The 12,361-nt window shown below is 64.0% G+C and carries 7 protein-coding genes and 1 other RNA gene; 3 read left to right on the top strand and 5 right to left on the bottom strand.

Features of this window, described 5'->3' with window-relative positions; genetic code table 11:
* Positions 1 to 12: 12 nt before the first annotated feature.
* Entirely contained in the window at positions 13 to 1,968 is a 1,956-nt protein-coding gene (locus NX05_RS19100) for a PhoX family protein (protein ID WP_010371408.1), read from the bottom strand.
* A 435-nt stretch (positions 1,969 to 2,403) separates the two neighbouring features.
* Between NX05_RS19100 and NX05_RS19105 the strand changes: the two genes are divergently transcribed.
* Both NX05_RS19105 and NX05_RS19115 read left to right on the top strand, forming a co-directional pair.
* Positions 2,404 to 5,016 carry a glycoside hydrolase family 3 protein gene (locus NX05_RS19105; RefSeq protein ID WP_039435321.1) on the top strand — a complete coding sequence of 871 codons (2,613 nt, stop codon included), beginning with the start codon at positions 2,404 to 2,406 and terminating at the stop codon, positions 5,014 to 5,016.
* Between the two features lie 258 nt (positions 5,017 to 5,274).
* Positions 5,275 to 6,837, top strand: coding sequence for a sodium/sugar symporter (locus tag NX05_RS19115; protein WP_017117651.1), 1,563 nt, complete (start codon positions 5,275 to 5,277; stop codon positions 6,835 to 6,837).
* A 101-nt stretch (positions 6,838 to 6,938) separates the two neighbouring features.
* Here the strand turns inward: NX05_RS19115 and NX05_RS23220 are convergent.
* Positions 6,939 to 7,014: non-coding RNA, sX9 sRNA (locus tag NX05_RS23220), on the bottom strand.
* A 61-nt stretch (positions 7,015 to 7,075) separates the two neighbouring features.
* A complete protein-coding gene (locus tag NX05_RS19120; RefSeq protein ID WP_039435280.1) occupies positions 7,076 to 8,920 on the bottom strand; it encodes a putative bifunctional diguanylate cyclase/phosphodiesterase in 1,845 nt (614 codons plus the stop codon).
* A gap of 463 nt (positions 8,921 to 9,383) precedes the next feature.
* Here NX05_RS19120 and NX05_RS19125 point away from each other — a divergent pair, with 463 nt between their 5' ends.
* The gene (locus tag NX05_RS19125) at positions 9,384 to 10,370 is read left to right on the top strand and encodes a glycoside hydrolase family 5 protein (protein ID WP_039435278.1); all 987 of its coding nucleotides are present in this window, start codon (positions 9,384 to 9,386) and stop codon (positions 10,368 to 10,370) included.
* A 142-nt stretch (positions 10,371 to 10,512) separates the two neighbouring features.
* Here NX05_RS19125 and NX05_RS19130 read toward each other — a convergent pair whose 3' ends face one another.
* Complete coding sequence (locus NX05_RS19130) at positions 10,513 to 11,079, bottom strand: response regulator transcription factor (protein WP_010371417.1); 567 nt, start codon at positions 11,077 to 11,079, stop codon at positions 10,513 to 10,515.
* Positions 11,076 to 12,302: an ATP-binding protein gene (locus NX05_RS19135; RefSeq protein WP_017113108.1), complete on the bottom strand. Its 1,227-nt coding sequence runs from the start codon at positions 12,300 to 12,302 to the stop codon at positions 11,076 to 11,078. Before NX05_RS19135 ends, NX05_RS19130 begins: the two co-directional genes overlap by 4 nt.
* Positions 12,303 to 12,361: the final 59 nt, after the last annotated feature.

The raw sequence follows: 12,361 nt of genomic DNA on the forward strand, positions 1-12,361 counted from the left end.
CGTACTGCAGGCTTAGGCCTTGCCCAACTGCACCGCCACCGGGTCGCCGGTGAGATAACCCACGGCTCCACCGAAGCGATCCTTGTAGTTGGCGCGGACCAGCGGGTCCAGCATAGCCTTGACGGTGTCGTGCAGCGGGCTCTCCCAATCGCCGGGGTGCTGGAAGTTGCTCATCACATAAGTCCAGCCGTGGATCTCGTCGACGGCGTGCAGGCCGGTCGATTCGGCGCCCGCCGGCACCGACAGCACGCGCGTCAGCGTGCCGCTGTCCACGTTGTAGGCCCACAGGAAATTGTTGACGTGCAGGCTGCTGTCTTCGCCGATAAACAAGGTGCGCAGCGACTCGGAGAATTTGAGGTTGTCCGGGTTGGCGATCCGGTCCGGGTCGGCCAGATTGCCCAGCGCATCGGCCTTGGCCAGGTTGTGGCCGGTGAGCGCGGCCGGCGCGGCCATGTCGATCGGCACCCAGTCGCTGTGGATCGGCGCGCCGTGACTGTCGCGCTGGCCGCCACGTAGGTTTAAGGCATAGACCGCACCGGCTTCTGGGCCTTGTACTTTTACATCGCCCGAGCCGTTGAGCATGCTGGTGACGATGTAGGACATCGCCATGTAGGCGACCTTGTCATGCGCGTTGACGGTGGTGCCTTCGAGCTTGGTGAAGCCCAGGCTACCGCCGGCCAGCGCGGCATAGCGATGGGTTTCCAGATAGGTGGCGGCCTTTTCCATGCCGGGCTTGATGCGGATCCAGTTGAAGGTGCCGTTGAACGGGATCTTGGTGAACGCGGCATCGCCCGGGTCGCTCAGGTGCACGTCGAGGATGTCGGCGGCGGTGAGGCGGTCGGCCATGGCCTGGATCTCGGCACTGGTGGCGTGGCCGAGCTTGATCCAGCTCAGCGTGGCCGCACCCGGGCCGATGCCCGAGGTCTGGTGCCACTTGCCGACATACAAGGTGCCGGCAGAGAGGTCCGCCTTGCGGTCGGCGATAAACATGAAGAGTCCGCCATTGGTGGCGTCGTCGCCCATCAACACGGTGCGTTGGTCGGGCATCACCTGCACCAGTTCGTGCGAGATGCGGCCCAGGCAATAGTGCTTGCGCACGCTGCCGGTGCCGTCCGGGTGTACGGTGATTTCCGGTAGATGGCCGTAGTGGTAGGGATTGGCTTTTTCCGGGTTGCCGTACAGATGCGTGCTGTAGCTGCGGAACTGGGTGTTGCCGGCCAATGCGGTGGCGTCGGGCTCGTACTCTTCGCTGGACAGGTGGGTATTCCACGGCGACAGGCTGGCGCCGCAGGTGGTCCATAGCCCATGCACTGGCGCGGTATCGACGTTGTGGTACTTCACCAGCGAGAGCTTGCCGGTGGCCGGATCCTGATCCAGCGTCAGCACCGCGATCGGCGCGGGCAGGTGGCGGTTGGTGTCATTGCCGGCCTGGTCGCGGGTGGTGTATTCGAACTGCACCACCGCGAACACGTGGTTGCCTTTGACGCCCGGCACTTTGGCATGGGGCAGGGTCAGCAGCGAGGAGCCGTCCGGGCAATCGGAAAAGAACGGACGTTCGGCACCAGGTTTGGAGCGGTCGATGATCGGGCGATGCTGGATGTCGTAATAGCCGCCTGCCAGCACGGTGCCGCCGTTGCCGTCCGGCACTTGGTCGCCGGTAATGAAGAACGGGTGGTAGGCCAGCGCATAGCGCTGCGTGCTGCCGTCGCTGCGGGTCACGCTGAGTGCCGAGCCGACCGTGGTGGTAGCCATGGCCGCCGGGTTGGCCAAGCTCGGTGCCGGCATGCCGTGGAAGGTGGCCGAGACCAGGCGGGTCGGATTGTCCGATGGTCGCAGCGGGCGCGCGGCCGATGCCGCACCGCCAAGTTGCTGGAGGGCGGCGGCGCTGGCGTTGCCCAGCGGCAACAGGGGAACAGCCGCCAGCAACTGCATCAGGCGACGACGGGAGGGGTTGGGGGAGGCAGACATCGAAACTCCAGGCAAAGGCAACGATCAACGATGGCAACGGCGCATCGGCAAGCCGATCACGCTAGGCCAGCGATATGACAGTTGTTTGACGACGGTCTCACCCATTGGCCGGCCTTCGCATGCTGCGACGTAAGCGAGCGCTGGCGGGGGGGCAAATACATGCATGTGCTGCGCACTGATCAAATCTGCAGGTGGTGCGGCGCAGCAAAGTACCTGGTCCGTCAATGCCTGGCGCGGCAGCGGATTAGGTGGTTTTGCGCGGTTTCACCGCTGCTATCGGTATTCCAAGGCTATAGCCGCGTCCAATAAGTTACCCGTGGATTGGCATACGGTCAGCTTTGGTTGACAGGGTAGGGGAATCACGCAAGCGTACGCCGCCTAATGGCCTGCGGCGCAACGCATCGCCGTGGGAGAACCACCCTGGAGAACCAAATCTTGGACAAGCTGCTCCGTCGTACCGCCGCGCCCGTCGCGCGTCGCACCCTCTGCCTGGCAACCGCTGCGGCGGTGCTGATGTTGGCCGCCTGCCAAGGCAAGGACACCGCTGCCGAGGCGAGCAAGACCGCACCGACCACCGCGCCTGCCGAGTCGTCGACCACCATCCATCCGGACCAGTGGCCGTCGCCGAAGTGGCCGTTCGCGCATGACGCGGCATTAGAGCAGCGCATCACCGATGTGATGGCCAAGATGAGCGTGGAAGAAAAGGTCGCTCAGACCATCCAGGGCGACATCGCCAGCATGACCCCGGACGACGTGCGCAAATACCGCATCGGTTCGGTGCTGGCCGGCGGCAATTCCGATCCCGGCGGCAAATACAACGCCAGCCCGACCGAATGGTTGAAGCTGGCCGACGCGTTCTATGAGGCGTCGATGGACAGCTCCAAGGGCGGCAATGCGATTCCGATCATCTTCGGCATCGATGCGGTGCACGGCCAGAGCAACATCGTCGGCGCCACGCTGTTTCCGCACAACATTGGCCTGGGTGCCACGCGCAACCCGGACCTGATCAAGAAGATCGGCGAAGTCACCGCTGCCGAAACCCGCGTCACCGGCATGGAGTGGACCTTCGCGCCAACAGTGGCCGTGCCGCAGGACGACCGCTGGGGCCGCACCTACGAAGGCTATTCCGAGTCGCCGGACGTGGTGGCTAGCTTCGCCGGCAAGATGGTCGAAGGCGTGCAGGGCGTGCCGGGCACGCCGCAGTTCCTGGACGGTAGCCACGTCATTTCGTCGGTGAAGCATTTCGTCGGCGACGGCGGCACCACCGATGGCAAGGACCAGGGCGACACCAAGGTGTCCGAAGCCACCATGCGCGACATCCACGCTGCCGGCTATCCGCCCGCAATTGCCGCTGGTGCGCAGAGCGTGATGGCCTCGTTCAACAGCTTCAACGGCGAAAAGATGCACGGCAACAAGGTCATGCTGACCGACGTGCTCAAGGGCCGCATGAATTTCGGCGGTTTCGTGGTCGGCGACTGGAATGGCCACGGCCAGGTCAAGGGCTGCACCAACCAAAATTGCCCGGCCTCGTTCATTGCCGGTGTCGACATGGCGATGGCCGCCGACAGCTGGAAGGGCATCTACGAAACCGAACTGGCCGCAGTGAAGTCGGGCCAGATCTCGGCCGAGCGTCTGGACGATGCCGTGCGCCGCATCCTGCGCGTCAAGATGCGTCTGGGCCTGTTCGAAGCCGGCAAGCCGTCCAATCGCCCGCTCGGTGGCAAGTACCAATTGCTGGGCGCACCGGAACACCGTGCGATCGCCCGCCAGGCGGTGCGCGAGTCGCTGGTGCTGCTGAAGAACCAGGCCGGCATCCTGCCGCTGGATCCGACCAAGCGCGTGCTGGTGCTGGGCGACGGTGCCAACGACATGGGCAAGCAGTCCGGCGGCTGGACCCTGAACTGGCAGGGCACCGGCACCAAGCGCAGCGACTACCCCAACGGCACCACCATCTGGGAAGGCCTGGACAAGCAGATCAAGGCTGCCGGCGGCAGCGCAGAGCTGGCTGTGGATGGCGCCTACAAGACCAAGCCTGACGTGGCTGTGGTGGTGTTCGGCGAAAACCCGTATGCCGAATTCCAGGGCGATATCGCCACCCTGCTCTACAAGCCGGGCGACGAGAGCGAGCTGGCCTTGATCAAGAAACTCAAGGCCGACGGTGTCCCGGTGGTGGCGGTGTTCCTGAGCGGGCGCCCGCTGTGGATGAATCAGTACATCAACGCATCCGACGCGTTCGTGGCTGCGTGGTTGCCGGGTTCCGAAGGTGAGGGCATTGCCGATGTGCTGCTGCGCAAGGCCGATGGCACGGTGCAGAACGACTTCAAGGGCAAGCTGAGCTTCTCCTGGCCGAAGACCGCGGTGCAGTTCGCCAACAACGTCGGCCAGAAGGACTACGACCCGCAGTTCAAGTTCGGCTTCGGCCTGACTTACGCCGACAAGGGCGACCTGGCCGCGTTGCCGGAAGAATCGGGCGTGTCCGGTGAGCAGTCGGTGGGCGGGGTGTACTTCGTGCGCGGCAAGCCGGCGCTGGGCATTGCGATGCAGCTGTCCAACGCCCGCCAGGCCAATATGCCGGCGACCACGCTGCCCGTGGGTCTGTCCGATGGCAGCCTGAAGATGACCGCGGTCGATCACAAGGCGCAGGAAGATGCGCGCCGTCTGGTGTGGTCCGGCAGTGCGGCGTCCAGTGTGTTGCTGGTGTCTGGCAAGCCGGTGGACGTCTCGCGTGAGAGCAACGGCGACGTGCAGCTGCAGCTGACCCTGCGCCGCGACAGTGCGGTGACCGCGCCGGTGTGGCTGGGCGTGGGCTGTGGCGACAAGTGCGGTGGCCGCGTCGATGTGCGCAAGACCCTGGCCGCGCTGCCGCAGGGCCAGTGGAAAGTGGTCGGTGCGCCGCTCAAGTGCTTTGCAGTGGCCGGCGCCGATGTGACCAAACTGACCCAGGTCGCCAGCATCGAAAGCGCTGCTGCGCTGAACCTGTCGGTGTCGAAGGTCTCGCTGGGCGCGCTCAACGAAGCCGAAGTCAGCGTCGACTGCCCGGTCAAGTAAGCAGCATTTCCGCAGGCGTGCGTGCGCGCCCGCGGTAGATCGGATGAAACAGATGCGTCGCCAGTGCTGGCGACGCATTACAGCGGCCACCCTGATCGGTGGTGTCATCAGCCGCCGCGGGACGCGCGCGTCGATCGGCCCGGATGGCCTGCAGCTGCGGTTCGCCGCGCTGCCGTGGCGCACGCGGTGCGTTGCGGCGGCATTCTGCAGGCTCGCCTGGCGTTCGATGCACACCCCAGAGCCAGACAGGAGAGTGCAGTGGGTTTGGCGACGTTGGATATCGTGATCGTGCTGGTCTATCTGACCGGCATCTTCGTACTCGCGCAGTGGGTGTCGCGCGAGAAGGCAGGCCACAGCAAGAGTGCCGAAGATTACTTCCTGGCCAGCAAGTCGTTGCCGTGGTGGGCGATCGGCGCATCGCTGATTGCCGCGAACATCTCCGCCGAACAGATCATCGGCATGGCCGGTTCGGGTTATGCGATCGGCCTGGCGATCGCGTCCTACGAATGGATGGCGGCGCTGACGCTGCTGATCGTCGGCAAGTTCTTCCTGCCGATCTTCCTGCGCAACGGCATCTACACCATGCCGCAGTTTCTGGAAGAGCGTTACGGCAAGTGGATCCGCACGCTGATGGCGGTGTTCTGGCTGCTGCTGTACGTGTTCGTCAACCTCACCTCGATCCTGTGGCTGGGGTCGATCGCGGTCAGCCAGGTCACCGGCATGGACCAGACCTTGGCGCTGGCATTGATCGGCGTGTTCGCGCTGGTCTACCAGCTGTACGGCGGGCTGAAGGCGGTGGCGCTGACCGACATCGTGCAGGTCACGTTGTTGGTGCTGGGCGGCTTGCTGGTGGCGGGGCTGACCCTGGCGCGTATCGGCGATGGGGCTGGCGTGCTGGCCGGCTTCCAGCACCTGTGGAGTGCGCACCCCGAGCACTTCCATATGATCCTGACCAAGGACAACCCGTTCTACAAAGACCTGCCGGGCCTGAGCGTGCTGCTGGGCGGGCTGTGGGTGATGAACATCAGTTACTGGGGTTTCAACCAGTACATCATCCAGCGCGCGCTGGCCGCCAAGAACATCGGCGAGGCGCAGAAGGGCATGGTGTTTGCTGCGTTCCTGAAGCTGCTGATGCCGTTGGTGATAGTGGTGCCGGGTATCGCGGCAGTGGTGCTGGCGCCGGATCTGGCCAAGCCCGATCAAGCCTATCCGACCATGATGCAGCTGTTGCCGACCGGCATCCTGGGCCTGGTGTTTGCCGCGTTGGTGGCGGCGATCGTGGCCTCGCTGGCCTCGAAGATCAATTCGGTGGCGACCATCTTCACCCTGGATTTCTACGCCAAGTTCCGCCCGCAGACCGAACAGAAACAGTTGGTGCGCGTGGGCCGTATTGTTGCCGCCGTCTCGGTGCTGATCGGCATCCTCACCGCGCGGCCACTGCTGGGTAACTTCGATCAGGGCTTCCAGTTCATCCAGGAATTCACCGGCTTCTTTACCCCCGGCGTGGTGGTGATCTTCATGCTGGGCCTGTTCTGGAAGCGTGCCAATGAAGCCGGCGCGCTGACCGCAGCGATCGGCTCGGTGGTGCTGTCGTTCGCGCTCAAGTTCGCCTGGCCGGAACTGCCGTTCATGGACCGCATCGGCGTGGTGTTCGTCGCTGCGCTGTTGCTGGCGGTGGTGGTGTCGCTGCTGACGCCGGCCACGCAGGCGCGCGATCTGATTCGCACCAACGACGTGGCCTACGGCACCACGCTGGGCTTCAAGATCGGCGCAGCCGGCGTGATCGCGATTCTGATCGTGCTGTACACGGTGTTCTGGTGAGCGCTACACCGGCAGATTGATGCCTAAACACAGCGCGGCGCGGCACTTCGGTGTCGCGCCGCGCTGCGTTTGAAGCGTGCGTTTCTGGTGTCGCTTATAGCGGCTACCAGGACGCAGCGAGCAGTCGTCAGGTGGGTGCGAAAGGCGCGCAGGAACCGGAGTGCACACGTGGTACGTGCCGATTCCGGGTACTGGGCGCGCCCGCCTGGCGACTGTGCAGTCGTTTTGCTAGCTGCGCTTAGACGCGTGCCGCGGCCAGGCTGGCGGCGAGCAGGTTGAACGGCTCATGCCACGGCGTTTCCAGCCAGGTTTCCAGTGCGGCGGCCGGCATCGGTTTGGCGATCCAGTAGCCCTGGCCTTCGTCGCAACCCCAGGCGCGTAACTGCGCATACGCCTCTGCCGATTCGATACCTTCGGCGACCACGCGCTGGCCCAGACTGTGGCCGAGCTGGATCATCGTCGGCACCAGCGTGCGGTCGGTGCGGCTGTCCGGCAACGAGCGGATGAAGGATTGGTCGACCTTCAGCGCGCTGGCAGGCAGCTGCTTGAGATAACTGAAATTGCTGTAGCCAGTACCGAAGTCGTCGATGGCGATATGCACGCCCAACGCTGCAATAGCCGCCAGTTGTTCGGCCAGATGCTCGGGGTGGCGGATCATCGCGCTTTCGGTGAATTCGATTTCCAGCCGGCGCGGGTCCAGCTTGTAGCGATCCAGGCCGCGCCGCAGCAGGCCGGCAAAACCGGGGCGATCCAGATCGACAGCCGACACGTTCAACGCCAGATTGAAGTCCAGGCCTTGCTGTTGCCAGCGCGCTGCCTGCGCGATGCCGTTATCGATAACCCAGGCGGTAATGCGGTTGATCAGCGCTGTTTTCTCGGCCATCGGAATGAAGTCCGACGGTATCACCGGGCCAATCATTGGGTGATGCCAGCGCAGCAATGCTTCCACGCCTACGCAGCGGTGGTCGTGCAGATCCACGCGCGGTTGATAGTGCAGGCGCAGCTGACCGGCGCTGTCTAGCGCAGCGGGCAGGGCGGCAAGCAGGCGAAAGGTGCTGCGCTGGGCAACATCGTGCTTGCGCTCGTACATGCTCCACGGCATGCAGCGATCGCGCGAGACATCCACCGCGGTGGTCAGCGAACGGATGGTATCGGCGGCGCCGTAGGTGGACTGCAACGCGACCGCACCAATCGAAGCCACCGCGGTATGCGGGATGCCTTGATGTTCCAACGGCTCGGTGAATGCTTTAGAGACCTTGGTGCAAATGGTTGCAAGACGTTGGCCTTCGGCCTGCGCCAGGAAGCCCAGGGTCGTGGGGTCCAACCGATACAGCAGGGTGCCGCCGGGCAGATAGGCGGCCAGGCGACGCTGGGCCAACGTGATATAGCCATCTACGTATTCCCAGCCCAGCGCCTTGACCATTTCTCGCAAATAGTCGCTGCCGCAGACGTCGATGGCCACCGCCGTGGTGGCCGGTGCGGTGTCGCGTTGCGATAGCCAGGTTTCCATGTCTTCGCTGAAACGCGAGCGGTTGGGTAGCCCGGTTGGACCATCGCGGTAGGTGTTGCTGCGCAGGTTTTCCACGCGCAGCACGGCCAGGTCGCGCAGACCTTCCAGCTGAGTGATCGCCGCTGCATCCAGTCCCTCGCGCGGGCTGGTGCCGACCACGCACAGTGTGCCGATGGTGTGGCCGTCACGTAGCTTGAGCGGTGCGCCGGCGTAGAAGCGAATGTACGGCGGGCCCAGCACCAGCGGGTTGTCGCAGAAGCGCGGATCCAGCTGCGCATCGGGTACCACCATCACTTCGTCCGAGCGGATCGCGTGTGCGCAGAACGCCTGGCTGCGTGGCGTTTCGCGCGCTTCCAGGCCAACGCGTGCCTTGAACCACTGGTGGTGCTCGTCCACCAGCGACACCAGCGCAATTTCCGCGCCCAGGCTGCGCGCCGCCATGGCGGCAACCGTGTCGAACACCGGGTCTGGCAGCGAATCCAGCAGGCACAGGCCGCGCAACACCGCGAGCCGGGTGGACTCATCAAGCGTGCGCGGAAGAAGAGCGTCGACGGAGGCGGGCAAGGATGGCATGTGATCGTATCGGCCTGAAGCGCAATCCCTTGAATCGCTGGTGATTGACTCTGTTCAGTTGCGGCAGAGCTGGGCATGGTCGCGTCGGTCTTCATGAATAGAAACCGTTGCGTCATCAACGTGCCGCACGCGATTTGCGGATCTACGTTGTCGCAACAGCGCGCCGTTGTTCCCGCGACCAATCGCTCTCTGCCTGAGCGGGAATGTGTGCTCACACCAACATATGGCGCGTGCTTTGTCTCGTCGACGCGCCTAAATATCGTGCGTGCGCTGCCGATAACTGTCTTAACCGCAGCAGTGCCCATACAAACGCAACCATCTAGCTTCGCGCATGCGACCAATGATTGTTGGCCAGTGTTTGCTTATGTGATGCGCATTCGACAATGGGCGTTGCAAATTGACACATTCTTCACTCGCGTTGTGAATGTGCCATCGCGGTTTTGTCGCTCCTCTCTGGAATATCGTGAACGCACTTTTGTCTTTTGCACAACGCATGCTCTTGGTCATCGCCGGTCTGTCGCTACCGTCTGCCGCCCATGCCGGGCTCACTGTCTCCGGCACGCAGTTGCGCGAGTCCAACGGCAATGTATTGGTCCTGCGCGGCGTCAATCTTCCGCATGCCTGGTATCCGGGCCGCACTGATGCTGCGTTGGATGCCATTGCTGCCACCGGCGCCAACAGCGTGCGAGTCGTGCTCAGTTCTGGCTACCGCTGGACGCGGACACCCGAGGCAGACGTGGCACGCATCATCGCGCGCTGTAAAAGCCTGGGCTTGATCGCCGTGCTGGAGGTACATGACACCACTGGGTATGGCGAAGACACCTCCGCTGCGAATCTGCTCAATGCGACCAATTACTGGGTCAGCATACGCAAGTCACTGGTCGGCAATGAAGACAATGTGGTCATCAATATCGCCAACGAACCGTTCGGCAACAGCCTCACTGGCAGCGAATGGGTCAACAGCCATGCCAACGCCATCGCGACCTTGCGCAAGAACGGACTGACTCATGCATTGATGGTAGATGCCCCGAACTGGGGCCAGGATTGGCAGTTCTATATGCGCGACAACGCCGCCGTCCTGCTCGCGCGCGACAGCCGCCGCAACCTCATTTTCAGCGTGCACATGTACGAGGTGTTCAGTAGCGACACCACGGTCAATAATTATTTGCGCGCCTTCAGCGATAAAAAGCTGGCGTTGGTGATCGGCGAATTCGGCGGCGATCATCGCGGCGTGCATGTGGACGAAGCGGCCATCATGCGCCGCGCACGCGAATACAGCGTCGGCTACATGGGCTGGTCGTGGTCGGGCAATGATAGCGGCACGCAATCGCTGGACATCGCGATCGGCTGGAATGCCACAAAACTGAGCACCTGGGGCCGCAGCTTGATACTGGGCACCGATGGCATCACGGCAACCTCGCGCAGGGCGAGCGTGTTCGGCCCGCTTTGAGACTGAAGCCCTGAAGTTAGCGTCTATGTTTCTCTGGAGACGAAGATAGGGGCACTGCAAGCGTGTCGATCTGCGACTTTGCAGCGTGGCCCTTGTCGGCCGCCATCGCGGCGTACGCTGCAAACACGTCTCGATGGCGGTACTAGCGCAACGGCCCCGGGCTTGGCCGCTTCGTCAGCTTGCGTTGCAGCGAGCGGCGGTGCATGCCGAGCAGTCGTGCCGCCGCTGAAACATTGCCGCCGGTTTCGTGCAGCGCCTGCTGGATGTGCTCCCACTGCAGGCGACTGAGTGGGGTCATCATTTCCTGCGCGCTTTCTTCTTCGTCCGGCTCGGGCAGATCGTCGTCCTCTTCGCCGAGCGCGCGCATGATGGTGGAGATATTCGCTGGCTTGGGCAGGTAATCGTCAGCACCGAGTTTGATCGCCTCCACCGCCGTGGCGATGCTCGCGTAGCCGGTGACCAGCAGAATGCGCATGTCGGCGCGGATCTCACGTAGCGGCTGGATCAGACTCAAACCAGAATCGTGGCCGAGCTTGAGATCGACCAGCGCAAAGTCCGGCAACGCGCTGCGTGCAGTAGACAATGCACTGGCCGCATCGGTGGCGGTGAGCGTTTCCACACCGCGGCGTGCGAGGCTGCGTTGCAGCGTGCGCAGGTACAAGGTGTCGTCGTCGACCAATAGGCCGGTACGGATCGGGGGGCTTGTCATGCGAGTGCCTCGTGTTCGGAGAGCGGCAGACGGAAACCGACGCGCGCGCCGCTGCCTTCGGCGGGCAGCATCCACAACTCGCCCTGCAGGCGTTCGACGGTGGCATGCGAGAGCGCCAGCCCGACGCCCATGCCGTCGTGCTTGCCGCTGTTGAACAAGGTGCCCGGCAGCATCGCTTGCGCGGTGTCGAAGCCAGGGCCGTAGTCGCGCACTTCGCCACTGAGATGGTCGTGTTCTACCCGCAGGGTCAGGTCGATCTGCGGGCGCCCGGCGCGTTCGCCGGCATCGGCGGCATTGTTGAGCAGCACCATCAACAAATGACTGACGCCGGGTTGCAGCATCAGTCGCATCGGTGCGTCCTCGTTGCGGCGCAGTTCGATAGTGGGGCGCACCAGACGCCATTGCTCCAGCACTTCTTTCACTGCCACCTCGCGGCTGAGGTGGCCGTTGTCGGCGGGCGCCGCCAGTGCCAAGACGCGTTCGTGGCACTGCACCAGCAACTCGCGCAAGGTATCCAGATCTTCGCGCAGTTCGCCTTGCTCGCACTGGTCGGCGATGTCGTCCACCAGCAGGGTCATGGTGGCCAGCGGCGTGTTCAATTCGTGCGCGACCGACGCCGCATGCGTGGCCAGCGCCACGATGCCTTCGTTGCGGGCAAAGCGCTCACGCAAGGTGGAAATCTCGCGCTCACGCTCGCGCATCGAGAAAGCCAACCGCGTAGCGAACGCCAGCACCACCACCGTGGACAGCAGGAAGTTGGCGGCCATGCCCCACATGTGCAGGCTGAGCGGGTCGAAGCCGCCGTAGGGCAATGGCAGCCCGAACGCGGCGCTGATCACGTAGCCGGCCACGCACGAGGCCGCCACCGCCATCGCCCAGCCCAACGGCAGTGCCAACGCGGCCAGCGCGATCAACACCAGGAACAACGAACCGAACGGATTGGCGATACCGCCGCTCCAGCCCACCATCCAGGTCAGCACCGTCACGTCCACCAGGATGTGGCCGAATTCGGTCGCGGGCCTCACCGCGCCGCGGTGGGCCACGCGCAGTTGCGCATACAGGTTGAACACCGCCAGCGCCGCCACGCCGGCCCAAAGCGGCTGCTGCGGCAGGTTCAGGCCCATCAGCCAGGTGGCGACCAGGATGGTGGCGGCCTGGCCGGCGGTAGCCAGCCAGCGCAGGCTGCACAGGGTCCGCAGGAAGGAAGCGTCGGAGGTGTTCATCACGGCAATGCTATGCGCTCGGGGAGGTGGTGGCCTGCGACAAACCGTCGCATCGGCCG

Origin of the sequence: Xanthomonas vasicola, assembly GCF_000772705.2 — a bacterium.
GTDB lineage: Bacteria > Pseudomonadota > Gammaproteobacteria > Xanthomonadales > Xanthomonadaceae > Xanthomonas > Xanthomonas vasicola.